Source organism: Natronosalvus vescus, from assembly GCF_023973145.1.
GTDB lineage: Archaea > Halobacteriota > Halobacteria > Halobacteriales > Natrialbaceae > Natronosalvus > Natronosalvus vescus.
In genome coordinates this window covers 3,538,743-3,563,690 of record NZ_CP099546.1, presented here as the reverse complement: position 1 = coordinate 3,563,690, position 24,948 = coordinate 3,538,743, and the positions used below count along the sequence as shown (strand labels likewise).

General features: G+C 61.6%; 23 protein-coding genes. 9 read left to right on the top strand and 14 right to left on the bottom strand.

All coding sequences use genetic code 11. From position 1 onward, the window contains the following. Positions 1–73: 73 nt before the first annotated feature. The 6 genes from NGM68_RS16855 to hflX form a co-directional block, all read right to left on the bottom strand. Positions 74–283 carry a hypothetical protein gene (locus tag NGM68_RS16855; RefSeq protein WP_252699383.1) on the bottom strand — a complete coding sequence of 70 codons (210 nt, stop codon included), beginning with the start codon at positions 281–283 and terminating at the stop codon, positions 74–76. Beyond that, positions 280–1,659 carry an NrfD/PsrC family molybdoenzyme membrane anchor subunit gene (gene nrfD, locus NGM68_RS16850; RefSeq protein WP_252699382.1) on the bottom strand — a complete coding sequence of 460 codons (1,380 nt, stop codon included), beginning with the start codon at positions 1,657–1,659 and terminating at the stop codon, positions 280–282. The genes NGM68_RS16855 and nrfD overlap by 4 nt, the downstream gene beginning before the upstream one ends. Then, positions 1,656–2,939, bottom strand: a complete 1,284-nt coding sequence (locus tag NGM68_RS16845; RefSeq protein ID WP_252699381.1) for a 4Fe-4S ferredoxin N-terminal domain-containing protein — start codon at positions 2,937–2,939, stop codon at positions 1,656–1,658. The genes nrfD and NGM68_RS16845 overlap by 4 nt, the downstream gene beginning before the upstream one ends. 61 nt (positions 2,940–3,000) lie before the next feature. Then, positions 3,001–3,513 carry a halocyanin domain-containing protein gene (locus NGM68_RS16840; protein WP_252699380.1) on the bottom strand — a complete coding sequence of 171 codons (513 nt, stop codon included), beginning with the start codon at positions 3,511–3,513 and terminating at the stop codon, positions 3,001–3,003. A 530-nt stretch (positions 3,514–4,043) separates the two neighbouring features. Beyond that, positions 4,044–4,715, bottom strand: a complete 672-nt coding sequence (locus NGM68_RS16835; protein ID WP_252699379.1) for a helix-turn-helix domain-containing protein — start codon at positions 4,713–4,715, stop codon at positions 4,044–4,046. Positions 4,716–4,871: 156 nt separating this feature from the next. Further along, entirely contained in the window at positions 4,872–6,200 is a 1,329-nt protein-coding gene (gene hflX / locus NGM68_RS16830) for a GTPase HflX (RefSeq protein WP_252699378.1), read from the bottom strand. A 309-nt stretch (positions 6,201–6,509) separates the two neighbouring features. Here hflX and NGM68_RS16825 point away from each other — a divergent pair, with 309 nt between their 5' ends. Continuing rightward, entirely contained in the window at positions 6,510–7,391 is an 882-nt protein-coding gene (locus tag NGM68_RS16825; protein ID WP_252699377.1) for an amidohydrolase family protein, read from the top strand. 33 nt (positions 7,392–7,424) lie between these two features. On the opposite strand, the gene NGM68_RS16820 is transcribed toward NGM68_RS16825, so the two are convergent. The 6 genes from NGM68_RS16820 to NGM68_RS16795 form a co-directional block, all read right to left on the bottom strand. Further along, positions 7,425–7,886 carry a response regulator gene (locus NGM68_RS16820; RefSeq protein WP_252699376.1) on the bottom strand — a complete coding sequence of 154 codons (462 nt, stop codon included), beginning with the start codon at positions 7,884–7,886 and terminating at the stop codon, positions 7,425–7,427. A gap of 9 nt (positions 7,887–7,895) precedes the next feature. Continuing rightward, complete coding sequence (locus NGM68_RS16815; RefSeq protein ID WP_252699375.1) at positions 7,896–9,383, bottom strand: sensor histidine kinase; 1,488 nt, start codon at positions 9,381–9,383, stop codon at positions 7,896–7,898. A gap of 643 nt (positions 9,384–10,026) precedes the next feature. Further along, on the bottom strand, positions 10,027–10,890 hold the full coding sequence (locus NGM68_RS16810; RefSeq protein ID WP_252699374.1) for a ZIP family metal transporter: 864 nt from the start codon (positions 10,888–10,890) through the stop codon (positions 10,027–10,029). 95 nt (positions 10,891–10,985) lie between these two features. Next, complete coding sequence (locus tag NGM68_RS16805; protein WP_252699373.1) at positions 10,986–11,567, bottom strand: SHOCT domain-containing protein; 582 nt, start codon at positions 11,565–11,567, stop codon at positions 10,986–10,988. Between the two features lie 153 nt (positions 11,568–11,720). Then, positions 11,721–12,449 carry a DUF502 domain-containing protein gene (locus NGM68_RS16800; RefSeq protein WP_252699372.1) on the bottom strand — a complete coding sequence of 243 codons (729 nt, stop codon included), beginning with the start codon at positions 12,447–12,449 and terminating at the stop codon, positions 11,721–11,723. Between the two features lie 230 nt (positions 12,450–12,679). Then, the gene (locus NGM68_RS16795; RefSeq protein WP_252699371.1) at positions 12,680–13,516 is read right to left on the bottom strand and encodes a proline dehydrogenase family protein; all 837 of its coding nucleotides are present in this window, start codon (positions 13,514–13,516) and stop codon (positions 12,680–12,682) included. Positions 13,517–13,634: 118 nt separating this feature from the next. On the opposite strand from NGM68_RS16795, the gene NGM68_RS16790 reads away from it, so the two are divergent. Then, positions 13,635–14,180, top strand: coding sequence for a CDP-2,3-bis-(O-geranylgeranyl)-sn-glycerol synthase (locus NGM68_RS16790; RefSeq protein ID WP_252699370.1), 546 nt, complete (start codon positions 13,635–13,637; stop codon positions 14,178–14,180). A 92-nt stretch (positions 14,181–14,272) separates the two neighbouring features. On the opposite strand, the gene NGM68_RS16785 is transcribed toward NGM68_RS16790, so the two are convergent. Beyond that, the gene (locus tag NGM68_RS16785; protein ID WP_252699369.1) at positions 14,273–14,731 is read right to left on the bottom strand and encodes a universal stress protein; all 459 of its coding nucleotides are present in this window, start codon (positions 14,729–14,731) and stop codon (positions 14,273–14,275) included. A 163-nt stretch (positions 14,732–14,894) separates the two neighbouring features. Here NGM68_RS16785 and NGM68_RS16780 point away from each other — a divergent pair, with 163 nt between their 5' ends. Both NGM68_RS16780 and NGM68_RS16775 read left to right on the top strand, forming a co-directional pair. Continuing rightward, positions 14,895–16,058 (top strand): thiolase family protein, encoded by a 1,164-nt coding sequence (locus tag NGM68_RS16780; protein WP_252699368.1) that lies wholly within the window; start codon positions 14,895–14,897, stop codon positions 16,056–16,058. Between the two features lie 86 nt (positions 16,059–16,144). Next, positions 16,145–16,516 carry a PhlB family protein gene (locus NGM68_RS16775; protein WP_252701448.1) on the top strand — a complete coding sequence of 124 codons (372 nt, stop codon included), beginning with the start codon at positions 16,145–16,147 and terminating at the stop codon, positions 16,514–16,516. A gap of 126 nt (positions 16,517–16,642) precedes the next feature. On the opposite strand, the gene NGM68_RS16770 is transcribed toward NGM68_RS16775, so the two are convergent. After that, positions 16,643–17,485 carry a DUF7547 family protein gene (locus tag NGM68_RS16770; RefSeq protein WP_252699367.1) on the bottom strand — a complete coding sequence of 281 codons (843 nt, stop codon included), beginning with the start codon at positions 17,483–17,485 and terminating at the stop codon, positions 16,643–16,645. A 155-nt stretch (positions 17,486–17,640) separates the two neighbouring features. Here NGM68_RS16770 and NGM68_RS16765 point away from each other — a divergent pair, with 155 nt between their 5' ends. From NGM68_RS16765 to NGM68_RS16745, 5 genes are all read left to right on the top strand, one after another. Next, entirely contained in the window at positions 17,641–18,294 is a 654-nt protein-coding gene (locus tag NGM68_RS16765) for a DUF7504 family protein (protein ID WP_252699366.1), read from the top strand. A gap of 108 nt (positions 18,295–18,402) precedes the next feature. Continuing rightward, a complete protein-coding gene (locus NGM68_RS16760) occupies positions 18,403–19,473 on the top strand; it encodes a zinc-dependent alcohol dehydrogenase family protein (protein WP_252699365.1) in 1,071 nt (356 codons plus the stop codon). A 94-nt stretch (positions 19,474–19,567) separates the two neighbouring features. Beyond that, positions 19,568–22,477, top strand: coding sequence for an ATP-dependent helicase (locus NGM68_RS16755; RefSeq protein ID WP_252699364.1), 2,910 nt, complete (start codon positions 19,568–19,570; stop codon positions 22,475–22,477). A 201-nt stretch (positions 22,478–22,678) separates the two neighbouring features. Next, positions 22,679–24,304 (top strand): AMP-binding protein, encoded by a 1,626-nt coding sequence (locus NGM68_RS16750; protein WP_252699363.1) that lies wholly within the window; start codon positions 22,679–22,681, stop codon positions 24,302–24,304. Between the two features lie 324 nt (positions 24,305–24,628). Continuing rightward, positions 24,629–24,946: a HalOD1 output domain-containing protein gene (locus NGM68_RS16745; protein WP_252699362.1), complete on the top strand. Its 318-nt coding sequence runs from the start codon at positions 24,629–24,631 to the stop codon at positions 24,944–24,946. The last annotated feature ends 2 nt before the right edge of the window (positions 24,947–24,948 follow it).

Genomic DNA, 24,948 nt, shown 5'->3' with positions numbered 1-24,948 from the left:
CGATAGTCGGGGATAGTTGGCAGGCGATACCTCGAGCGGTGCTGTACGTCGGAATCTCGAACAGCGGTGACGGTCAGAAGAAGATGACGTCGATCACCACCGTCTTGATGAACATGCCGACCCAGAGCAGCGTCGTCAGGCCGACGAGGTAGCCGAGGCCGAGTGCGGCCATCTTCGTATCGCGGGGCTTGCCGAAGAACCACGCGGCTATCATCACGTACACCGGGACGAGGATGACGGCGAAGATGAGCACCGTTCCGGGGCCGGGGAAGCCGGTGGTCATGCCGTCACCTCCGGTTCAGTCGCGGGTTCAGCGAGCGGTTCCGAGTCGCCTTCGTGCTCGCTCTCGCGTTTCTCGTTCAGGTGTTCGATCGCGTGGAGTTCGACGACCGGGATCACTTTCGCCACGAGCAAGAAGAACAGCGTGACCATACCGATCGTTCCGACGACTGACGAGATCTCGATCAGGCTCGGGAAGTACGATCCCGGCGTGGCCTCGTAGAGGCCGAACGTCGGGTACATCAGGCCTGCGACGACGAAGTACACCTTCTCGACGAGCGTCGCGATGAGCACCGCCACGGCGGCGACGATCGCACGCGTTTTAGTGAACAGCGACGGTCGAACCGTCTGTGCGAAGATGTAAGCGAGCGTGAGTCCGACCATCACAATCGGAATCACGTACGCTGGGTGGGAAACCTTCGAATCGAACGTCGCTGCCTGGTCGAGCGGGGCGGCGAATCCGCCGCTGACCAGCTGCTGAAGCTGCAGCCACAGGAACAACATCGCGAAGAACCCGAGCCACAGGGTGAGTCCCCGGAAAATGTCGTCGGTGATGATGTGATCCCAGTCGTAGGCCGTTCGGAAGGCGAACGAGAGGATGATGACGCCGCTGATCGCAGAGGTCAGTGCGATCGTCAGGAACTGTGGCCCCTGAATCGCGCCGAACCAGCCCGGCATCGTCGGGATCAGTGCGAACAGCCACGGGATGACCCCGCCGTGGAGCAACAGCGGCGCCATGATGATGATCGCGAGCGCGAGCCACCAGACCATCCGCTCGACGACCTCGTCTTCCTTCTCGGTGTAGCCCAGCGTCAGCAGCGTATAGAGAGGGGCAAACCGGTTGGGAAGTCCCTCACGCAGCCGGGTAACGTCGTACCGGAGGGTCAACAAGAGGTAGGTCGCAGTCATCACGAAGTAGAGCGTGATGACGGTCACGTCCCACACCAGCGGCGAGTTGTGGACGGTGACGTGATAGTTGCCCAGAATGCTCGTCACCATCCGGTCGGGCCGACCCATGTGGACGATGATGTAGAAGCCAGCCGCCGAGAGGCCAGCGATCGTCAACAACTCGGCGAGACGGGCCACGGGCATGTACCGATCCATCTTCAGGAGTCGAACCGCCGCCGAGAGGATGATCCCCCCGTGGGCGATGCCGACCCACCAGATGAACGCGCCGATGTACAGCCCCCAGGTGACGCCGCCACTCGAGCCCCAGTCGGCCAGTCCAGTAACGATCAGGCCGTGTTGCAACTGGTAGATCCAGCCGGCCAGAAAGAGGCCGAACGCGAGCGCCGCTACGGCGAAAACGAGATAGAACCGTTTCGACGTGTTCTGCAGCGGTCGAAGGATGTCGGCGCTGCTCGGCGTCCTGGTGCTCACGGTGAGACACCTCCGGCGAACGTGCCGTCGTCGAGCACCTCTTTCCGGCGGTCGACCTCACCGATGTCCTCGTACGCGACCGGCCCGTCGACCTGCTTCGCGTTCGGGCCCGGCTCGTTGCCGACGAAGACGACGTTCGGGTCGGTGCCCAGTTCCTCGAGCAGCCGGAACGTGTTGACCGTGTCCGGGGTTCGGTTCGGGTAGTATTCGCGGTCGTTTGGGTTCTCGCTTCGAACCCGCTCGAGGTACTGGTTCGGATCGCTGTCGGGGTCGTTCATGTCGCCGAAGTGGATCGCGTCCATCGTACACGCGTCCTCGCAGGCGGTCGTCCCGACTTTGTCCTCGCCCATCTTGCCGTCCTGGCGGGAGGGGCACATGGTACACTTACCCATCACGCCCTTGGGTGGCCGGCTGTCGACGCGGCGATCACGGCCGTCGTAGACGTGGTTCGGATCGAGTTCGGATCCTGGCGTATCCGGCTCGCCCCACTGGAAGTAGTTCACGCCGTACGGACAGGCGACCTGGCAGTACCGGCAGCCGATACAGACGTCGTAATCGGTGAGCACCAGCCCGTCTTCCGTCCGGGTGTGTCTCGCCGTGGTCGGACAGACCTTCTCACAGGGCGCGTCCGTACAGTGTTGACAGGTTCGAACCAGGAAGTTCTCGCCGTCCTGGTGGTCGTCCTCGTACGTGAAGACGTACATCCAGTTCGCGCCCGCGGAGGTGTTGTTCTCCTGGCTACAGGCGACGACGCAGGCGAGACAGCCGTCACACTTCTCGAGGTCGATGACCATGCCGTACTGGGTGCCAGGGCCGTCCGTATCAGCGGTACTGACCTGAGCGTTCGGCTCGTCGGTACCATCGACCGTCGCCCAGGTGCCGAGACCGAGGAACATCCCCGCTGCCCCCATCTTCTTCATCACCTCACGGCGATCCATGTCGCCGTCCTCGAGGGCGGCGAGCCGGTCGGCCAGTGCGGCGTCGTCGAGATCGTCAGCGTCCTCGACATCGAGCGATGCCAGCGCCTCCGGAAGTTGTGCGTCGTCGACGTCGAACTCCTCGACGACGGCGTCGTGATATCGCTCGGCGAACTCGGTTTCGGTAAGCTCGCCGGCGACGAGCCGCTGGGCGTCTTTCGCCATCGCCATCCCGAGGTCGACGTCCGCATCGCCGTCCTCGAGGAGGTCGCGCATCTCGGCTTCCCATTCGTCGGTGTGCAGTGCATCGAGTGTGTCCGCAGCGTCGACGTCGTCCGTAGCCTCGATGTCGTCCACACTCATCGCTGCTGACACCCCGGAGTGTGTTTCCGTCGAGTGATTGTCGTATTCATGACTCTTGGAATTATTCGACGACGACGACGCCTTTCTGTCCCATGTTGACGTGTGGTTCACAGTAGTAGCGGTACGTCCCCTCGTCGTCGAAGGTGTGTTCGAAGGTTTCGCCAGCGTCGGAGAGCATGCCGCTGTCGAACTCGCCGTCGTCCTCGGTAACGGTGTGGCCGCCGCCGTCGCCCGTCCACTCCCAGACGACGGTCGTACCGGGGTCGACGACGATCGCTGGCGGATCGTACTGGTAGCCGCTCGGGCCGGTGCCGTTCATGACGGTCACCTCGTCTTCGCCGGTGTGATCCTCGACGCCGTCGTAGTTGTCGACGTTGTCGAACCAGTCGCCGAAGTCGTACTCGTCGTCGGTGCCGCCGTTGTCATCACCGTTGCCGTTCCCGCCGTTGTCGTCGCCGTTGCCGTTCCCACCGTTATCGTCGTCACCGCCGAGACAACCGGCGAGTACGCCGACGGCAAGAACGCTACCGGTCGCTTGCAGAAATCGCCGCTTGCTTGTGTCGTATCCAGTCATTGTAGAGCCTCGGAGACGGATACGTACTGTACGGGATAGGTCATCCTCGGTGATTTCCAACCCCTGGGAACCCACCCGATTATGTTCGTCACAAACTATTGTTTGATCCGCTGTGAACGATCGAATGCCGGCTTCGGATATACTCCGAACGGCTATCCCCGTACCGATGATCGAACACCCGCCTTGACGATCATCGAGATGGGGATGGTCGACTCACATCGCACCAACGGCGCGTTCTGGACATGACCGCCGTCATCTTCTCGGCCGGCGCGTCACCGTTTTCGACCGGGTCTCATATCGAACGACGACTCGTAGCGCAGTCTCACCCCCTCGTATTTTCGTCATGAACTCAGTCCCAACCTGTGATTGCTTGCGGATTGGCGCGTACAGGTGGGTACGATGATTCGTCGGTTTCTCGAGTCGTTCCCCGAGCGAGAACCAATCGAGACGTGACGAAAGCGAGAGCAGTCAACAGGAGAACCGATGATCTCCGATGTCGGGTGCGTGATTGACATTCAGCCGAACAGTCGTTACTGCGCGAGCGATTTTTCCTTGCCCGACTGGGTATCTACGTTGGCGAGGTTGTCGACAAACTGCTTGATGACGGCTTCCTCGGCTCGGTGGAGCGTCTCACTGCACGTCGATTTTGCGATGTTCTGGCACTCGGCAAGTTCGGTGAGCGAGCACCGTCGCGGCGTGTCGTAGTAGCCCTGTTCGACCGCCGCGACGAGGAGTTCGTGCTGGCGCTCCGAGAGCAACTGACTGTCGTGCAGCCGTTCCTGGAGGTTGTCGATACGGTACTGCAATCCGAACTGTGAGAACTGATCGGCGAGCTGTGACAGGCGATCTCGAGACCCCGTCACCTCGATGGTCGCCTCACCGTTTTGAATTTCCACCGGTAGTTCGATCGGCATCCCGGAGTTCCGCGAGGAGAACAACAGCAGCGGTGCTGTCGTCTCGAAGTGCACCGTCGCCTCGTTGTCGCTCCACTGGATGAGCGAGATTTCGGTCAGTTGCTTGTGGTCGTCCATCGCCTCGAGTACCTCGGCCACGCTCGGCCCGGTGATTCGAACCAGTGCGAACCCTGACTCGGCGCCGGGGACGCCAGCCAGAACGTGTAACGTTGCTTCCGGGTGGGCGGTCGAAACTTCCTGTACCCACAGCCGCTCGGGGAGCGTGACGGTGAGCGTCGCTTGAGCCATACGAACACGTTCGTCTCCGTACCCCCTAACACCCTCTCCCGAATATATTCGCCCAGGAACGACCCCCTATCTATATATACTCCGTCTCGAGCGCCTGGTTCGCGCTCGCGTCAGTGGTGCAGATCGCAATTTCCTCGCCGGTTCCTCACACGTTCATTACGCCTCGGGAGCCTGCAACTCGCTCGCTCGAGACCGCGCCCGGGAGATCACCGCGGGGCGCGCCTGGAAGGAGATGACGACGTCGTCGTCGCCGTAGGTGACGTCGTCGACGGTCGCGTGATCGTGAATCCAGGAAACCAGACTCATCGTGTCGTCGGTCATCGGCAACACCAGGTGTTCTTCCTCCCAGTCGGGAAGTTCCGCGTCGATGCGCTCGAGGAGCGAGTCGACGTCGTTTCCTTCGCGCGCACTCACGGCGACCGGATTCGGCGCCAGTCCCGAGAGTGCCTCGCGTTTTTCGGCGAGTTCCTCCTCACTCACCCGGTCGATTTTGTTGAGGACGGTGACGATGGGTGCCTCGTTCCGCTCGTAAAGGGTGTCGTGGCTGGTGACCAGTTTCTCGTGAATCTCCTCGACCGGTTCGCTCACGTCGACGACGAGCAAGACGAGATCAGCCCGATACACCGAATCCAGCGTCGACTTGAACGACTCGACGAGCCAGTGGGGGAGATTGCTGATGAACCCGACCGTATCCGTGACGAGGACGTTTCGTGGTTCGATGTCTGCCCGTCGGGTCGTCGTCCCGAGGGTCGTAAACAGCTTGTCCTGCGATTCGGCAGTCGGGTCGAGATCAGGGTGGCGTTCCTCGTTCTCGTCGACCTCGAGGTCGCGGGCCAGTCGCCGGAGCAACGTGGATTTCCCGGCGTTGGTGTACCCAGCGAGGGCAACGAGGTCGAACCCCGAATCCCGGCGACGTTCGCGTCGGTGTTCCTCGGCCTGTTCGATCTGGGCGAGTTCGTCCGTGATCCGGCTGATCTGAGCTTTGATGTCCCGTTCGCGGCTCTCGTCGTACTCACCCAGCCCCATGAATCCGGGGTGTTCGTCGCGTTTTGCGAGGCTCACCTTCGCTTCCACCCGTGGGAGTTCGTAGCGTAATTCGGCGAGTTCGACCTGCAACTGAGCCTTTCGCGTCTGGGCGCGCTGGCCGAAGATTTCGAGGATGAGCGTGAATCGATCGATCACCTCGACACCTTCAGGGAGGAGTTGACCGAGATTGTACGTCTGATAGGGGCCGAGCCGGTTGTCGAAGATCACCGTCTGTGCGCCCGTTCGCCCCACTGTCTCGGCCAGTTCGGTCGCTTTTCCTTCCCCGATCTGGAGGGCTGGGTCGGCCTGTCTGACCTGGGTGACCTCGCCGACGACCGTGTAGCCGGCGGCTCGAGCCAGATCCGTGATCTCTTCCGTTTCCGCCACCCCCGAATCGACGCGTTTCGCGACGAGAGCGAGTGTGTCGTCGTCCGTATCCGAATTCGTGTCTGGAGTCATGCAAGAAGCTGTGTGTGGTCGGTGGCCACGTCGCTGAACCAGGTCGATCGACGAGAGCAGCCGCTCGAGCGATCGCCAACGAATCGTCTCGAGGAACCGTACTGAGCGAGCCCCGAAAGCCACCAGGAGGGAGCCACGTCAGGGATGCCGGCCGGTCACCTCCGTTCGACTGGTGCTGTCCATACGATCGAGTACGTCGGGAAGACTCTTGAATGCCGTGGCGAATCACCAGGTTCGTACTCGCGTCGACGACCGACACACGCGATACGAACCGGCGCAATTTTTACCGTCCCCTGACGACCCTCCAGTATGACACGCCCGGCAGCGCTCGAGGCCGAAGACGAGCCACGAGCGATCGACACCCACGCTCACCAGCCGACCAGCGAGTTCCTCCACGACGCTGGCGGCGAGATGATGCGCGACGCAGCCGAGCGATTCGGGGCCGACCTCGAGACCGACACCTACGAGAACATGATCGCGGAGTACCGAGAGGCGGGCGTCGGCCGCGCAGTCCTCCTCGGCTGGGACGCCGAGACGAACACCGGAAACCCGCCGGTTCCGAACGACTACGTCGCCGAGGTGCGCGACACCTACACCGACTTCTTCATCGGGTTCGGGTCGGTCGACCCGCTGAAAGACGACTGCGTCGAGGAGGCCATCCGGTGTGTCGAGGATCTCGATCTCTCGGGATTCAAATTCCAGCAGATCGCCCAGGGATTCGACCCGTCCGACCCCGATCACGAACCGCTGTGGGAAGCGATCGAAGACCTGGGTGTTCCGGTCGTCTTCCACGGCGGCAATTCGACGCTCGGAGCCTGTGCCCCCGGCGGTCGTGGCCTCAAAATCAAGTACGGCAACCCGATGTTGATCGACGACGTCGCCGCGAACTTCCCCGACCTCCAGATCCTGATCGCCCATCCAGCCTTCCCCTGGGAACGCGAACAGCTCGCCATTTGCCAACAGAAGGGGAACGTCTACATGGATCTCTCGGGCTGGATGCCCAAATACATCGACGACCAGATGCTCCACTACGCGAAGACGCTGCTCGCCGACAAGGTCATGTTCGGCACCGACTACCCGATGCTCGAGCCCGACCCCTGGCTCGAGCAGTTCGGTGCCCTCGAGTTCCCCGAGGACGTTCAACGAAAACTCCTCTGGGAGAACGCGGAGTCGTTCCTCGGACTCGAGTGACATTCGAAGTACCACAGTGAGCGGTACGGACGCTTACGTGATACTATCGATATCCGCATACTCTCCTGACGGAACTGTCTCTGACGAGACGCGAGCGACAGCGATCGTTTCCACGAGTGAAATGAACTCGTTTGGGTCAACTGGTTTCACAAAATATCCCGCTGCCCCCAGGTGATACGTTTCGAGAACGTGATTATTGGATTGCGAACCGGTAAGAACGATAAATGGAATTGCGGAAAAATCAGAGTCATCCTGTACCTGTCCGAGAACCGCTCTGCCGTCCCGTTTTGGCACGTTCAGATCCAGCAGGACGAGATCCGGTCGTTCCGTCGATTCGTACCCGTTGCGTTGAAACAGATAGTCGAGGGCCTCTTCTCCATTATCAAGGACGGTTACGAAACAGTCGACACTACTTTCGGCGAATCCAGCCTCGATCAGCCGAACGTCGCCACGGTTATCTTCGATCACCAGCACCTCCAGCGGTTCGTCGTCCATGGTACGGTCTTACGTGGAGTGCGGGAGGGTGAAGTAAAACGTCGTCCCATCCCCTGGCTCACTATCGACCCAGATATCTCCGTCGTGATGATTGACGATCTTTCGACACAGTGCAAGACCGAGTCCCGTTCCCTGGTATTCCTCGTTCGAGTGCAGGCGATTGAATATCTCGAAGATCTGATCGACGTACGCCGGATCGATGCCGATCCCGTTATCGGAAACGGAGAAGACACAGCGATCGCCCTGTTGAACGGCGGTGATCTCTACCTGCGGTGGCTCGTCACCACTGTACTTGATCGCGTTCGAGAGGAGATTCGAGAAGAGCTGCTCGAGTTGCTGTGCGTTGCCCTCGACGGGAGGCAACGCGTCGACGTAAACCGTTGCATCGGTCTCATCGATTCGAACCTGCAGGTCGGTCAGCACGTCATCGACGATGTCCTCACACGAGACCGGTTCGAACGCCGAGTCGTCCATGTCGACTCGGGAGTAGGTCAGTAACCCTTCCACCATCTCTCGCATTCGATCGGAACCGTCCACGGCAAAATCGATAAACTCGCATGCCTCGTCGTTGAGCTCGTCCGCGTACCGGGACTCGAGCAACTGAAGGTAGCTCGAAATCATTCGCAACGGCTCCTGGAGATCGTGTGAGGCGACGTACGCAAACCGCTTGAGTCGGTCGTTCGATTCCTCCAGTTCCTGGATCGTGTCGTTCAGTTCGGCTCGTGCCTCGGAGCGATCAACCAGCGTGTTCAGCATTCGTTCGACCTCTCGTATCGACGTATTTGTATCGAAGAATTCCTCAGGTGGGGTGTAATAGAAGTTGTGACAGATCGTGTCTTTGTACACGATGTGTGGATGCGTTCGGATGACGTCCACGAGCGTTTTGGGCGGAATCGAATTACAATCGTAGTGACATAGTGCGATACAATCCTCTCCCTGAAAGAGATTGTTCACCTTGCTTTCATAAATCATGAACTCCTCGATCGTCGCATGCTCGTCGAGGATAAAATTCGTGTTCGCGGTGACGCGAAGCCCAGGGTACTCCGCTTTCGCTTCCTCGATACAATCGGCATAGAGCGAAAGCATATCATCGGAATCGAACTGGCCAGACCGAAGGTAGGTTTCCTCGAGTGAGTGAAACGTCAGTTGGCCCGATTCGACAGCACCGTCGATGTCGACGTCTCCACCACGAAGTTCCGAGAGAACCGTAGACTCTGAGAGCGTATCGATGACGTACATGACGCGTTCGCCCTGCTCGAGACCCTGACGAATAAACGGCGTAACAGTGGCGAATCGCTCCTCGAGAGACGTATAGAACAACGCAATATGCTCGCAGGTTTCGAATTCGTCGAGTCCATCGAGCGGTTCGATCGTCCCGTCAAACTCGGGGCTCGTCCGAAGCGCTTCTAATCCGGATTCGACGGTCAGCGACCCTGCGCTGTGGGGTGTCTCTGGTCGAAATCCCTGCTGGAGGCCCCGATTTGACTCTTGACTCATCATCGGGACAACGGGAGTAACCGATAAGAATCCTTCGACCCAACCCACTGACAAATATGGCGATGCTGAGAATATAACGTTGATCAATTGATTACTGGGGTGGGTTCACACCGACTTCAATTGGAGCGATGCGTCTCCAGAATGACACTCAATAAATACGACACTACAGGTCGGCAAACCATAGCAGGTGCCAACCGGTGAACCGCAACCGGTTTGTGATCGCTGAACCGATACTCGAGTATCATGCGCTCTCTCGCTAGCACCGTGCACGGTCGCCAGTCCGGGCTCGCTGCAGCGATCGGTCTCGTTACTCCAGCGAGTATACCCGGCTTGCCCGAACTCACTGTCATACTCTTTATATTCGTCGTGATGATCGTCATTCCCCTGATTCTGATCGGCGTCGTCCTCTTCGTCGTCAGGCGACGAGCGCCGGGACTCGAGGAGTTGACGGCTCAGAACGACACCGACGACGAATCGGAGTGATTCAGCGTCAGCGTATCGCCGTCTCGGGCCGTTGGCTTCGCCTTCACCGGGAGTGCCGACGACCAGCATCGTCCATTCAAGAGGGATCGTTGTAGACACGTACTGCCGAGCGTTCGCCACGGGGTAGGCGCTCGGCGGTACATTGGTACACCATGCCCTATCACACCGCGAGCACCGTATCGACGACGAGCATCACCGCGAATCCGGCCAGAAACGCTGCCGTCGCCGTATCCGCATAGCCGTGGCCGTGGCTCGAGGGTACGAGTTCCCGAAACACGACGGCGATCATCGCGCCCGCAGCGAACCCCGCCGCGACGGGGAAAACGCCGGTGACGAGTGCGACCAGTGCGAACCCGACCGCGGCAGCGATCGGTTCCGGCACGCCACCCGAAAGCGTCGTGTAAAAGATCGTTTTAGGGGCGGAGACGCCCGCTCGAGCCGCAGGGACGGCCATTGCGAATCCGTCGGGTACGTTCTGGATGGCAATGGCCGTGGCGATGGCAAAGCCCAGTGCCGCGTCCCCGCTGGCGAACGCGATGCCGACGGCCAACCCCTCGGGCACGTTGTGGATCGTGACGGTACTTCCGACCAGGAGTGCACGCCGAAGGTCGTCGGAATCACGTTCCTCCTCCCCGCCGGCATCGTCAACGTCTCCGACTCCGTCAGCGTCTCGAGCCACCTGTGGCTCGGGATCGACCCCCGGCTCGACGAGCGTCGTCCCCTCGAGTTCCCGCTGGTGTTCACGAAACCGAAGGTGGAGGTGAGGGAGCGCGGCGTTCGTGATCAGCAAGAACGCTCCGCCGGCGACCAGCCCGGCGACGACTTCGAATGGCGTCCCGAGTTCCAGACCCGGCACGACGAGCGCGAAGACGGCCGCGCCGACCATGACCCCGGCGGCGAACCCGAGCGCCCCGTCGTACAGACGGTGGCTCACCCGGTCGGTGATCAACACCGGGAGCGCTCCAACCCCGGTCGCACAGCCGGCGAGCGTCGCGATCAGGACGACCTCGAGAATCGTTACCATCGTATCTCACACGGCAGTCGGCTCCTTTGAGGCTGGTTGCGCGCAGTTTTCACCGGTTCGGCTCGACGTAGTCGTGGACAGGGAGACATCGGCCGTCACTTCGAGCCTCGCTCGAGGCGCTGTTGTCGATCGGTAGTCGCCGACTGTGCTGTTCGTATTCGACCGGGTCGCTCCTCATCGGCGTGTGCTTGCTCGATGAGCGCGCGACTCGCCTCGAGCGTGTCAGTTTCGAGCAACCGCTCGAGTTTCTGCTCGAACTGCTCGTCCGAAAGCTCACCGCGGGCGTATCGCTCCCGAAGGAGGTCGTAGACGTCCACCACGGTAGGTCGATTCTGTGCATCCACCGTCGACGTGGGTGCGGACTGCCCATCGCGATCCGTGTTGGAGGAATCGGATTTTGCGGCCGACGCCCGCTCGAGCGGGGTCGGGTGCGCATTCTCGAGGGATCCCTGTGTAGACGTCGCGTCCCGCATCAAGACCGGGGACGTCACCAGCATCGGGAGCAGACAGGCCAGCCCGATCGCAGCGACAACCCCAATCGCGTAGCCGATCCAGCCAACGCCGAGTGCGCCGAGTGTGGCGAACGCGAGAAACCCGAGCACGGCTCCAAAACAGCCGCTGAGAGTGACCAGCTTGCGGTGGTGACGAGGGAGGTACGATGGCGAGGCTTCTGACACAGACGTTCGACGAGTACTACGCTTCGCTGACTGGTAGGTGTTTTGGGAATCGTCGCCGTTCGTCCGGCGTTCGGCGTTCGGCAGTGCCTGGTGCCGGGGCTCGAGTCGATCGTGAGTGTCGGGATCAGTTCGAAGCGATCGTTAGTGCCGGGATCAGTCGTCGTTGGCCTCGGCTTTGGCGTCCTCCTGGCTCGAGTCAGGTGAACTCGCCATCCGTTCGTCGATCACGTCGATGGAGATGCCAGCATCCATCCCACGGCCACGGTCGGCATCACCGAATCCGGCGCTGAGGACGCGAGTGAGTGCGTCTTCGACGTCCTCATCGAGTTCCGTGATCCGGTCGGACTCGACTTCGATAACGAACCCGGTGGTGATATTCGGTGAGGTCGGCAAAAAGAGCACTTCCCGGTCGTCGTCGGTCGTCTTCCCCGTCTTGAACGCCGTCATCCGCAGGCCGTTCCAGGTCTCGAGCTTGACGGGTTTTTGAAGGGAATCCTGTTCACCGAAGGCAGTTTCGGCGGCCATCTTCGACGCATTGTAAACGACCCGAAGGCCGGGAACACGGTTAGCGAGATTGTCGAGGACGCGCTCGAGTAGCCCACCGACCGTCGTCCGCATCAGGTACCCCATCGAGAGCGTGAGGATGATGAACACTGTGAGGACGACGACGACGCGGAGGAACTGGGCAATCTGTTCGCGAGTACGGCCAGCCCCCTCGAACGCCCCGTCCGGAATCAGCGGCGTGAGGACGTCGGCGTCGAGGATCAGCCCGGGCGTGACACCGGCGATGATCCCGTACAGCCAGTAGAGAATGTAAAGGGTGATGAGGATGGGGCCGAGGACGATCAGCCCGCTCGCAAAGTCCCGTTTCCACGAGGTCATGTGATGGGAGTCACACTACGGGGTTATCAGCCCTTCCCTTTGTCAGCGGCCACAGAGACGTTTGGGTCGATTCAGTGGGGGCGTCGTCACGTACCGTCGGTCGATCAGAAGGGAACAGTCGGTCGGTCACAGGGAAACAGTCGATCGTTCGCAATGGAACAGTCGGTCACTTCCAACGAGGCCGTTGATCCGACGGCACAGGGCCGTCGATCGGTTGTACATTCAGCCGCTCAGCGACCGAGAACCGCTCGAGCGGCAAACAGCAGGTTCTCTTTGCGTTCCATCACGCGGCGATAGAAGTACGATTTCCAGCGGCCGCCGTAGGGAACGTACTGCCACATTTCGTACTCCGCGGCGAGTTCCTCCTGGGTGTCCTCGCGAACCCCCATCAACATCTGCAGTTCGAACGGAGTACCGTGTTCCTCGTGGAGGGAGGTCGCGTACTCGATCATCTCCGGATCGTGGCTGCCGACGGCGACGCCATCCTCGAAGTGCTCGAACGCGTACGCGAGCAACTCCCTGTAGACGCGGTCGACCTCGGCTTTGTCCTTATAGGCGATTTCGGCCGGTTCGTTGTAGGCCCCTTTGACGAACCGGACTTTCCCCGGGAGTTCGGCCAACCGTTCGACGTCCTCGCGGGTTCGCTCGAGGTTCGCCTGGACGCAGACACCGACACCGCCGTCGTTTTCGGTCGTCAGCTCCTCGAAGGCGTCGAGGGTGACGTCCGTTGTCGTGTGATCTTCCATGTCGATCCAGACGAACACGTCGCGTTGGGCGGCTTCGTCGACGATTTCCTCGAGGAGGGCGCGGAATACGTCCTCGCCGAGGTCGAGGCCGATCTGGGAGGGTTTGACCGAGATACAGGCGTCGAGATCCGACGTGGCAATGTCCCGAACCAGCGTGCGATACTCCGCTGCATCGTCCTCGGCGGGCGCTCGGGAATCGTAGTGTTCGCCCAGCAGGTTGACGATGGCTTTGATCTCCCGTTCGTTTAGCGATCGGACGTGCTCGAGTGCGGTTGCCGGTTCCTCTCCGGCAACGAATCGGCTCGCAACAGGCGGGATCATAGTTAAACGTGTGCAGTCCTCTTATTTGGCAGTTTGTGATTCGTCCGGGTCGATAGGTATCCGACAACCGCTGGAGGAACCACCCGTGATTAAGAGCCAGCACCTCGTTCGGGCCGATATGGCAGTACTCGAGACGATCGGTGTCGCCTTCTGGGTGATGTTGCCCGCATACGTGCCGAACAATGCAGCCGTTCTCGCCGGGGGTGGCCGACCGATCGATGGGGGTCGAGAGCTGAACGGGCGGCGTCTGCTGGGTGACGGGAAGACCTGGCGGGGAACCGCCGCCGGAATCGTGGCCGGGTTGCTTCTCGCTGGTGGGCTGACGATGATCGCCGCTGACGTCAGTGGCACACTCGGATTCGAGGTGCCGACGTTTACCCCGTGGGCGGCACTCGGGCTGGCCGGCGGGGCGATGCTCGGTGACATACTCGCGTCGTTTCTCAAGCGCCGAACCGGGCGGCAGCGGGGAGCAATGTTTCCGGGACTCGATCAACTCGACTTCGTCGTCGTGTCGCTACCGCTGACGGCGCTGCTCGCAACTGACTGGTTCCTGACCTGGTTCACCCTGGGAGTGATCCTCGTCATCGTCGTGCTCACGCCAATTCTGCACGTCGGGACGAACATGATCGCGTACAAATTGGGGCTGAAAAACGAGCCCTGGTAGCGTCACCTCCACAGCGCTGATCGTTGTCGTCACCTACCGCTGATCTCCCCTGAAATGACCGATCGCCAGCACTTCGGTATGACAGTCCTCTCTCAATCGGTCTCTTCGACGAGCGTCACGACGGGTTGATCTGCCTTACGCATCACCTCGTGTGAGACGCTCCCGAAGATCGCCTGTTTCGCCGGTGCCTGTTTTCTGCCACCGACAACGATGTACCGCGGATCGAGTTCGTCGGACGCCTCGATGATCGTCGGAGCGGGGTCACCGATCGCCCCCTGCGTCTCGACGCGGTCGGTGTGCCCGTCGCCGACGACACGGTTGACGATGGAGCGAACCTCGCTCGCGATGGACTGGACTGCCTGGTCGGGCGTGAATTGATTTTCGAACTCGTCGGGGAGTTCCTCCCGGCTCTGGATGCGCTCGTCGTACTCGCTCTCCGTGAGTACCGAGAGCACGACCAGCGTGTCGTCGTAGGTGGTCGCGAGGTCGTAGCCGACGGTTATGGGTCGCTCCGGCGCTTGCTCGAGGTCGACGGTGGTGAGGATCACCATACGGGTGCGCTCCACAACCAGTCTCTTGATCTCTTCGCCACCCAGAAGGGCGAGGTTTCACGCTTGAGATACTGTAGTTTAAACACTACACTAACTGAAGTATTGTAGTTCGAACGCTGCCCGATCCTCATCATATAAATAAATGAGCGTACTCTGTCCGCGCATGGACACCGACCGTGTTGCGATCATCGGCGCGTCGATGACCCAATTCGGCCAGCGGGAGGCGTGGATCCGAGACCTCCTCGCCGAGGCCGGCATCGCGTGTCTCGAGGACGCGGGCGTCGAGCCGAGCGACGTCGAGCACTGCTACGTCTCCAATATGTCGAGTGGTGAGTTCGAAGGGCAGGGCGGCATCATGAACATGCTCGCCCACGACCTCGGGCTCCTGCCGGCGTACACCCAGCGCGTCGACCAGACCAGCTCGAGCGGCGGTGCGGGCATCTACGCCGCCTGGCAGTCGATCGCCAGCGGAGCCAGCGAGATGACCCTCCTCGTCGGTGGCGAAAAGATGACCCACCGGACGACCGGCGAGTCGACGGACATCATCGCCTCGATCACCCACCCCGAGGAGTACAAACACGGCGTCACCCTCCCCTCCTTCGCGGGGATGACCGCCCGCCACTATCTCGAGCGCTTCGACGCCCCGCGAGAGAGCCTGGCGAAGGTCGCCGTCAAGAACCACAAAAACGGCGTCGACAATCCCCACGCCCAGTTTCGAAAGGAAGTCGGTCTCGAGACCGTGCTCGAGTCACCCATCGTCGCTGACCCCCTTCGACTCTACGACTTCTGTCCGATCACCGATGGATCGGCAGCGCTCCTGTTCTGTTCCGAGTCGGTCGCCAGGGAGTACACCGACGAATACGCCATCGTCTCGAGCGTCGCCGGCGCGACGGATACCCACGTCGTCCACGAGCGACCCGATCCGACCATCATGAACGGCGTCGTCGAGAGCGGCCGGGCGGCCTACGAGATGAGCGGCTACGACCCCGAGGACGTCGACGTCGCCGAACTCCACGACATGTTCACGATCCTCGAGTTCCTGCAGATGGAGGGCCTCGGCTTCGCAGACCACGGCGACGCCTGGAGGCTAGTCGAAGCGGGGGAAACCGAGCGCGACACTGGCGACCTCCCGATCAACACCTCCGGCGGCCTCAAGTCGAAGGGCCATCCACTCGGGGCGAGCGGGGTCGCTCAGGGCGTCGAAATCTACGAGCAACTCGTCGGCGAGGCCGGCCCGCGACAGGTCGACGCGGATGTTGGCCTGTGCTGTAACGTGGGTGGGTTCGGCAACTGTGTAATCACGACGATCATGGAGGTGGGCGCATGACGGGTGCGGACGGAGCGGACGGAGCGGACGGAGCAAGCGGAGACCACGGAGCAAGCGGAATCGACGACGAACCCGACCAACCACCGATGGAGGCCGTTCGCTACGCCGATGGAACGATCGGGTTCCCCCGACACCATCTCGGCCTCGACGGCAACGAACCGGTCGAGACGGTCGACCTCAGCGAGTACACCGCTACCGTCGTCACCTGGACGACCAGCACCGCCACGCCGCCGGGCGTCCGCGAACCGAACCACCTCGCAATCGTCGAGTTCGACCTCGAGGAACTCACCGACCCGGACGACCCACCCGTACGGGCGCTCGGCCAGCTCACGACGGGCGACGTCGAGTCCGGCGACACCGTCCAGCCGGTGTACGCCGAGGAACTCCGCGAGCCGGGTGTCGGCATCAAACTCACCGAGAGCCAGGCCTGGGACGGCTTCCGGTTCGAGCCGGTCTGACCCATTTTGGGGTTCGACTCGAAACGGAATTCTGATTCGACGGATATACGGCCTCTATATGGTTTTCTTCGCCGCACTCGAGGGGTCGACCCTCACCGACCACCAGTCACGCACAGCCCGTTCACGTCACCGACTGCCGGTGGCAGTCGTATCCGGGTCGTCGCTGTCGTCGTCGGTACCGTCGGTGCTGTCGTCGTCGGTACCGTCATTGCCGTCACCGCTGGAAGCGACATCACTGGCACCATCGCCGTCGTCTGCAGACGCGCTCGACTCAGATTCGCCCGCCTCGCCATTCGCCTCCTCGCTCTCGTCAGTCTCGTCACTCGAGGGGGCGTACTGATCCTTTAGCGTCTCGAGTTCGGCGTCGACGTCGACGTCTGCCGTGTTCGTCCGGTGGTCGTCCACGTCGGTGGTATCGTCCGACTGAGCGGATCCGGATTCGATATCGATCCGGGTAGCAGATCCGTCGAATTCACTCTCGCGTGAGTGCGTCTCCGCTTCGAGCGACGCCAGTCGCTGATCCAGATCGGCTCGCAGGCGCTTGGCGTCCTCGAGCAGCGTTCGTGTGCGGTCGTCTGTCTCGATCGAGCCGCCGGAAACCGCATCCTGCAGTTCGTTCAGCGCCCGGTCGAGATGTGAGAGCGTCGCCTCCCGAAGTTCCTTCGAGCGACGTTTCGTTCGATCGGCCGCATCACCCGCAGCGTCGGTCGCTGCACCGCGGGCCGTGCGTTCGGCACGAGCGACCTTGAGCCCCCGCTGGAGGGCTTTCAGCGCTCGAACGTTTGCCTCGAGCAGTGCGATGAGCGCCGGAATCGCGATTTCGTCGCCGAACCGAGTTACCTCTCGAGGGGTTGGCGGCCGTAACGGCGGTCGTCGCGGCCCCTGTGCGTCGAGTTCCTCCCGCAGTAACTCCAGGGTTGCGGTCAACTCACGGATTGCCGCAGCGAGGTCGTCGTTCCGGTCGTCCATACCCCTACTGCGTGCCCATCGGTCAAAAAACGGCCGATACCCACGATGGTGCCCGTTCGATGGACCGACACCCGAACATATTCTAACAGAAAATACTAATCTTAGCTCCAATTTGCCGGAATATTTATGGTCGTAGGCTGTGATAGTGAAAGTGGATGCAGACTGAGCCAGGTGTCGACGGGTCAGACAGTTCGACGTTTGCCCAGACGCTCGAGAGCCTCAAGCGGGAGGGGAGCAACATCTTGATCGTCGGGGCGAGCGCGACGGTCGCCCACGAAGCGATCTGCCAACGCTTGCTCGGTGATCTCTCCGATCGCGATCGGTATCGTCTCACCGTCACCGGGGAAGGGGTAACCTATCGAAGCCAAGCCTGTCACCACGACCACGCAGGTTCCAACACGCACGTCGTCGCGTACCCAGATCGCCCGACGATCGCCGATACCGACACATCACAGAACCCGCTCGGGACGTTTGGCGCCGATTTCATCGACGCAATTCGTGAGATCGACGCCGAGGCCAACGGACTCGAGCCCGCAGAATTGCGCGTCTGTGTCGACTCGCTAGTCCCGCTTCTAAACGAGTATGACACCGAAACCGTGTTCAAACTCCTCCACCTGACGAGTGTCAGCGTCAAAAACGCCCACGGGATGGGCCACTACCATCTCCCGGTAGCGCGCGATCACGATGCCGTCAATCTCCTGGAGCCGTTGTTCGATGCGATCGTCGAAGTTCGCACTCGTGGTGAACGAACCGAACAACGCTGGCACCTCCACGATCAGCCGACAACGAGCGACTGGCTCGAGTTGTAACCGTACCAGCTCGCTTCGAACTCGTCACTTGCTCGTGTTAGATACGTGATATCGACAGGATCCCACGTTCGTGACAACGGTTAACTCGCTAGCCACCAACCCTCGAGCATGCGCGCTGCAGTACTCGAGGGGTATGGCGATCCACTCGTCGTCCGTGAGGTCGACGACCCCAATCTCACGCCGGAAGGCGTCATTGTAGCGGTCGAAGCCTGTGGAATCTGTCGGAGCGACTGGCACGCCTGGCAGGGACACGGCGAGTGGGCGGACGACCAGGTACCGATCGGGCAGATCCTCGGCCACGAACCGGCAGGTCGAGTCGTCGAGGTCGGTTCGCGCGTCTCTTCAGTTGCCGTCGGTGATCGGGTCGCGATCCCGTTCAGCCTCGGTGAGGGAACGTGTCCCCAGTGTCGGGCCGGTCACGGCAACGTCTGTACGGACGGATACGCACTCGGGTTCGAAGCCAGCGTGCCGGGTGCGTTCGCCGAACGCATCCACGTCCCCCACGCCGATTTCAACGTCGCTCGCGTACCCGACGGCGTTCCGGCCGATGCCGTCGCCGCTCTCGGCTGTCGGTACGTCACGGCCTTTCACGCCCTGGCCCACCGGGCCGACGTCGGCGGCGGGGACTGGGTCGCTGTCCACGGCTGTGGCGGTCTCGGTCTGGCCGCCGTCCAGATCGCCGATGCCCTCGGCGCGAACCCCATCGCCGTCGACGTTCGCGAGGAACCACTCGAGCGAGCCGCTCGAGTCGGGGCGCGGGTCACCCTCGATGCGAGCGACCTGGACGAGACGACGACCGTTCCGTCGGTGATCGAATCCGAGACGAACGGCGGCGCACACGTCTCGATCGACGCCCTCGGACGGGCGGAAACCTGTCGAAACAGCCTCGAGTGTCTCCGGCCGCGGGGGACGCACGTCCAGCTCGGGTTGACGACCGACGTCGAACGGGGTGAGGTACCGTTACCCGTCGACGGGATGATCTTCGGGGAGATCACGTTCCTCGGCTCTAGAGGAATGCCGCCTTCGCGCTACGGCGAACTGTTACGGATGATCGACTCGAGCGCGCTCGACCCGTCGGTGCTCGTCACCCGACGGGTGAGGCTCGAGGACGTGTCGGATCGCCTCGAGGCGATGACAACCTACGATACCGAAGGGATCGAAGTCGTCACGGAGTTTTGAACACGACCCTGGACGCTCGGCGACGTCGGACGACCCGTTCACTTTCACTCCGGTGGCCAAACCCTCTTAGGCGCCCGGTACCCAGGGCAGTATAATGCCCGAGGACGACCTGTCGCTCCCCGCCGACGGGTTGCCGTTCGATCCCGAAACGACTTCGATCGACGACCGCGAGGTGTTCGACCTGCTCGAGCCCGCGATTCGTTCGTGGTGGCTCGAGCGTTTCGGCGAATACGTTCCCGAGAACGGCGGCTTCTTCACGCCGCCACAGAAGGGCGCCATTCCGCGGATTCACGACGGGACGAACACATTGATCTGTGCCCCCACGGGTTCCGGAAAGACCCTGGCGTCGTTTACGGCGATCATCAACGAACTGTACAGACGTGACCGCGATGAAGCGGACTTGGACGTAGACGGAAACGGAGATGGAGACGAGTGCGAGGGCGAGGGAGGGGATGGAGATGAGCGCGGGGACGGAAATGGAAACGAAGGCGGGGTCAAGGACGAAGATGGAGACGAGTGCGAGGACGAGGGCGGCCTCGAGAACACCGTCTACTGCCTCTACATCTCCCCACTCAAATCGCTGGCCAACGACATCCATCGCAATCTCGAGGTGCCACTCGAGGGGATCGAATCGATCGCCGCGGATCGGGGCGAATCAATGGGGGAGATTCGCCACGCGATTCGCCACGGCGACACGGGGTCGAGCGAGCGACAGGCGATGCTCGAGACGACGCCACATATCCTCAACACGACACCGGAGACGCTCGCTATTTTGCTCAACGCCCCGAAGTTCCGGGAGAAGCTGCGATCCGTCGAGTACGTCATCGTCGACGAAATCCACTCGCTGGCGGCGAACAAGCGGGGCACCCACCTGTCGGTGAGCCTCGAGCGCCTCCAGACGATGGTCGACCACGAGATTACGCGGATCGGCTGTTCGGCGACGATCGAACCGCTCTCGCGGGTGGCCGAGTTTCTGGTCGGCTGTGAACCCGCTGACGCAGATATCGGCGACGACACAGACCGGGTGCCTCGAGACTACGACATCGTCGACGCTCGCTTCGCTCGCGAGTTCGACCTCCAGCTCGAGTGCCCCGCGGACGATCTGATCAACACGCCACGAGACCTGGTTCAGGAGCGATTTTATCGACTCCTCCACGAGCACATCCAGGAACACACCAACACCCTCGTCTTCACGAACACTCGTTCGGGCGCTGAACGCGTGTTACACAACCTCCGGGAGCGCTTCGAGGCGTACGACGAGGACAACTCCGGCTGTCACCACGGCAGCCTCTCGACGGACGTTCGCCAGCGAATCGAACGCAAGCTCAAGGACGGCGACCTGTCGGTGGTAACGTCCTCGACCAGTCTCGAACTCGGGATCGACATGCCCCACGTCGATCTGGTGGTACAGGTCGGCTCGCCGAAATCGGTCGCCGCACTCCTCCAGCGGGTTGGCCGTGCCGGCCACCGCGTCGGCCAGACCGTCACCGGTCGAGTAATCGCCCTCGACAGGGACGAACTCCTCGAGTGTGCGGTCATGCTCGAACGGGCAGCGGAGGGGTTCGTCGATTCGGTGTCGATTCCCGAAAACGCCCAGGACGTCGCCGCCCAGCACGTCTATGGAATGGCTATCGCGAAGGTACGTCCGGAAGTAGAGATTCTCGAGACGCTCCGTCGTGCGTACCCCTATCGAGAATACAGCGACGAGGAGTGGGAGCACCTTATGGCGTATCTCACGGCCGAATACGCGGGCCTCGAGGATCGGAACGTCTACGCGAAGGTCTGGCGGGACGAGAACGATCCACCCGACGGCGACTATTACTACGACGCCTTCCCCGTCGGTGAGTCCCTGATGGGCAAACGCGGTCGGCTTGCGCGAGTGATCTACATGACCAACATCGGGACGATCCCCGACTCGTTTACCTGCGGCGTCCACACCCGGGCGGACAACGCGTGGGTCGGCCAACTCGACGAGGGGTATCTCGACACGCTCGAGAAGGGCGACGTGTTCGTCCTCGGCGGCGACCACTTCGAGTATCGCTACCGGCGCGGATCGAAGGTGTACGTCGATCGTACCGCCTCCCGCCCGACCGTTCCCTCGTGGTACGCAGAACGGCTCCCGCTGTCGACCGATATGGGCTATGCGATCCTGGCGTTCCAACATACCCTCCTCGAGCACTACGAAACCGGCGGCTCCGCTCGCGTCCGTGCATGGCTTCGCGGGTTCCCGCTCGACGACTCGAGCGTCCGGGCCATCTCGCGACTCGTCGACTATCAGTGTCGTTACGCCGATCCGGAGAGTTTGAGTACCGTCGACCGACTCGCGATCGAGGTCGAACGCGATCGAGACGAATACGAGCGTCACTACTACGTCCACGCCTGTTACGGTCGTCGGGTCAACGACGGCCTTTCGCGACTGCTGGCGTACCGGTGCGCCCAGGAGGCGACCGCCGACGTCCGGGTCGCCGTCGCCGACAACGGGTTCGTCCTCTCGATGCCCCTGAACCGGAAGGTGGATCTCGAGGGGATCATCGACGACCTCGAAGCCGATCGGGTGCGAGCCGATTTACGAGCGGCGCTCTCGGGCACCGACCTCCTCCAGCGCTATTTCCGGATCAACGCGACGCGATCGCTGATGATCCTCAAACGCTACAAGGGCTACGAGAAATCCGCGAGCGAACAGCAGGTCTCGAGCGAAATGTTGCTCGGCTTCGCGGAGGGTCTCGAGGACTTCGCGGTGATCGAGGAGACGTATCGCGAACTGCTCGAGGACAAACTGCACGTCGAGGAGGTCGAACACGTCGTCTCACGGCTCGAGTCGGGCGACCTCGAGGTGTCCCGACGGCTGGTCGACTCGCCGACGCCGCGGGCGTTCGGGCTGGCGACGCTGTCGGCGAGCGACGTAGTGCTGGCCGAGGACGAAGGCGCCGTTTTGCAGGCGTTTCACGAACACGTACTCGAGGAGATCGGTGACGGCCAGCGTGTCCGCCATATCGGCGAGTAGTGTCCCACCGTCGACGTGGAGTGTCTCCCACGCGAATAGTGGTCGGTGAGTATGCCGCGAAACACGCGTTTGTAAGTCGATACTGGAACACGTCCGTGAACCGATACTGGAACGCAGTAGAGCGCCTCGAGCAGTGCCACCGACGGGTCGTTACCACCCCCGGAGCGTGGATTTAATACTCGGTGACGGAAAGTGCCACCAATGGACACTGGGAGCGAGTTTCCACCCACGCTGCCGACGCTGTTTTCACGGGCGCTCACGGGTCGTCCCGATCGAACGGCGCTGATAACGAGTCGCGACACCCTCAGTTACGAAGCGCTCAACCGGCGGTCGAACGCGATCGCACACGCGCTCGTCGACGCGGGGATCGAACCGGGAGACCGAGTGGCAACCGCGTTGTCGAACCGACTTGAGGCCCCGGTCGTCGACGTCGCGATCTACAAAGCTGGTGGGGCACGCCTCCCGATCAATTCCTCCCTGTCGACCACCGAGATCACGTACATGCTGACCGATTCGGGTGCTGATACGATGTTCTGTGAACCCTCACTCGTGTCCGACATCGACGGGTCGACGGACGAACTCCCACTCACACTCAGGTGTGTCGTCGACACTGACGACCCAGCGGACGGCTGGCAAACCCTCGCAGATCTCGAGCACCGAGGTGAGAGCGGGGCACCGCCCACCGTGTCAGCCGAACCAGCATCGATCGCCGGACACTTCTACACCGGTGGCACGACCGGCGAGCCAAAAGGCGTCCTCTACAGCCAGTCGTGTCTCTCGGCGAACTTCGTTGCCCATCTCACCGAACTCGGCTTTTCGGAGACGGATACCGGCCTCGTGTCGACGCCGCTGTCACACTCGGGTGGCACGTTTCTCCAGTCAGGACTGCTTGCCGGCGGAACCGTCTGTATTCAGCGCGGGTTCGAGGTCGAACAACTGGTCGAGACGGTTACGACCCACGACGTGACGTGGACGTTTCTCGTTCCCACGATGCTGTATCGCCTGTTAGACGCCGGCGTAACCGGGGACGACGTCCCATCCCTCGAGCACGTCCTGTACGGGGCTGCGCCAATGCAGTCGGATCGGCTTCGGGACGCACTCGCTCGGTTTGGCTCCATCTTCGTCCAATTTTACGGACAGACCGAGGTGCCAAATCTGATCACGACGCTCGACCGACGCGACCACGCTCGAGCGGTCGACGATAGGGATGGAAACGGCGGTGGCGATGGGAATGACGATGGCGATGGCGACGCCCGGTTGTTGCGCTCGGCTGGCCGACCCTGTTCGTTCGTCGACGTTCGAATCGTCGATCCAACCACCGACGAGGAACAGCCTGCCGGTGAGCGAGGAGAGATCACCGTTTCCTCGCCGTACTCGTTCGAACGGTACCACGACCGGCCCGACGAGACCGCGAAGGTACTCCGAGACGGCTGGGTACACACCGGCGATATCGGTAGATTTGATGAGGACGGCTATCTCTACTTGCTCGATCGACTTCACAACGTGATCGTCACCGGCGGCATGAACGTCTACAGCAGCGACGTCGAGACTGTTCTGGGTAACCATCCAGCAGTCGCCGACGTCGCTGTGATCGGCGTGCCACACGAGGAGTGGGGGGAGGCAGTCCACGCGCTCGTCGTCACACACGAAGATGAACACATCGACGAGTCCAACCTCCTCGAGTTCGCCGACGACCGATTCGCCGGGTACAAAAAGCCGAAGTCGGTCGAAATTGTCGACGACCTTCCGACGACGCCACTGGGGAAACTCGACAAGCAGTCGATTCGAGATTACTACTGGGGGGACAGAGACCGGCGGATTGGCTGAACGCTTACTGTGGGCTTCACTGCCCGTCGTGGTTGCGGACGGTTGTCCATCTCGGTGGCAGACGGCTGTCAGTTCGAGGTGGGGGTCGACGAGAGGAACACCTTTGCATCGGACACTGCCACGAGATCGAGACCGACATCACGATTCCTGGCATTGTTACCTCCCGAATTACCGCCCTGAAATCCGTTCCGCTCGGGCACCGTTCCCTTCAAATATACTACCGTTTCACGAAACGAACAGTCCCCGACAGCGTGAAACAGGTCTTTCACCGAAGTGTTTGGTACCACCACTTTCGTAGGAAGTTGATGGCCCTTCTACTGTCCCATGACCCCGAACGCAGTTGCCGACGGTGGCATCGAAATCCACGCGGCGTACGACGAACCGCACGCGGTGACGACCCAACTCGTACGTGCGGTCGCAGCGATCGACGGCGTTTCCCCATCCGAACTCGACTCATTGTACGACTCCGTCGACCCCGAATCGGTTTCGAAGCTCCTGTCACACGCTGGCGAACACGATTGCCGGCTGTCCATCGAGTTTACCTACGAGGGATATACCATTGCAGTCAGTGATAGCGGCCGTATTCACGTCCGCGATGGCGCACTACCGACTGAACGCTCTGGGGAATCCTCACGGGAGTGACG

Bases quoted from the DNA above. Each gene is read 5' to 3' on its own strand.
- NGM68_RS16855 (WP_252699383.1), bottom strand. From the start codon at position 283: ATGACCACCGGCTTCCCCGGCCCCGGAACGGTGCTCATCTTCGCCGTC.
- NGM68_RS16845 (WP_252699381.1), bottom strand. From the start codon at position 2,939: ATGAGTGTGGACGACATCGAGGCTACGGACGACGTCGACGCTGCGGAC.
- NGM68_RS16840 (WP_252699380.1), bottom strand. From the start codon at position 3,513: ATGACTGGATACGACACAAGCAAGCGGCGATTTCTGCAAGCGACCGGT.
- NGM68_RS16835 (WP_252699379.1), bottom strand. From the start codon at position 4,715: ATGGCTCAAGCGACGCTCACCGTCACGCTCCCCGAGCGGCTGTGGGTA.
- hflX (WP_252699378.1), bottom strand. From the start codon at position 6,200: ATGACTCCAGACACGAATTCGGATACGGACGACGACACACTCGCTCTC.
- NGM68_RS16825 (WP_252699377.1), top strand. From the start codon at position 6,510: ATGACACGCCCGGCAGCGCTCGAGGCCGAAGACGAGCCACGAGCGATC.
- NGM68_RS16820 (WP_252699376.1), bottom strand. From the start codon at position 7,886: ATGGACGACGAACCGCTGGAGGTGCTGGTGATCGAAGATAACCGTGGC.
- NGM68_RS16815 (WP_252699375.1), bottom strand. From the start codon at position 9,383: ATGAGTCAAGAGTCAAATCGGGGCCTCCAGCAGGGATTTCGACCAGAG.
- NGM68_RS16810 (WP_252699374.1), bottom strand. From the start codon at position 10,890: ATGGTAACGATTCTCGAGGTCGTCCTGATCGCGACGCTCGCCGGCTGT.
- NGM68_RS16800 (WP_252699372.1), bottom strand. From the start codon at position 12,449: ATGACCTCGTGGAAACGGGACTTTGCGAGCGGGCTGATCGTCCTCGGC.
- NGM68_RS16795 (WP_252699371.1), bottom strand. From the start codon at position 13,516: ATGATCCCGCCTGTTGCGAGCCGATTCGTTGCCGGAGAGGAACCGGCA.
- NGM68_RS16790 (WP_252699370.1), top strand. From the start codon at position 13,635: ATGGCAGTACTCGAGACGATCGGTGTCGCCTTCTGGGTGATGTTGCCC.
- NGM68_RS16785 (WP_252699369.1), bottom strand. From the start codon at position 14,731: ATGGTGATCCTCACCACCGTCGACCTCGAGCAAGCGCCGGAGCGACCC.
- NGM68_RS16780 (WP_252699368.1), top strand. From the start codon at position 14,895: ATGGACACCGACCGTGTTGCGATCATCGGCGCGTCGATGACCCAATTC.
- NGM68_RS16775 (WP_252701448.1), top strand. From the start codon at position 16,145: ATGGAGGCCGTTCGCTACGCCGATGGAACGATCGGGTTCCCCCGACAC.
- NGM68_RS16770 (WP_252699367.1), bottom strand. From the start codon at position 17,485: ATGGACGACCGGAACGACGACCTCGCTGCGGCAATCCGTGAGTTGACC.
- NGM68_RS16765 (WP_252699366.1), top strand. From the start codon at position 17,641: ATGCAGACTGAGCCAGGTGTCGACGGGTCAGACAGTTCGACGTTTGCC.
- NGM68_RS16760 (WP_252699365.1), top strand. From the start codon at position 18,403: ATGCGCGCTGCAGTACTCGAGGGGTATGGCGATCCACTCGTCGTCCGT.
- NGM68_RS16755 (WP_252699364.1), top strand. From the start codon at position 19,568: ATGCCCGAGGACGACCTGTCGCTCCCCGCCGACGGGTTGCCGTTCGAT.
- NGM68_RS16750 (WP_252699363.1), top strand. From the start codon at position 22,679: ATGGACACTGGGAGCGAGTTTCCACCCACGCTGCCGACGCTGTTTTCA.
- NGM68_RS16745 (WP_252699362.1), top strand. From the start codon at position 24,629: ATGACCCCGAACGCAGTTGCCGACGGTGGCATCGAAATCCACGCGGCG.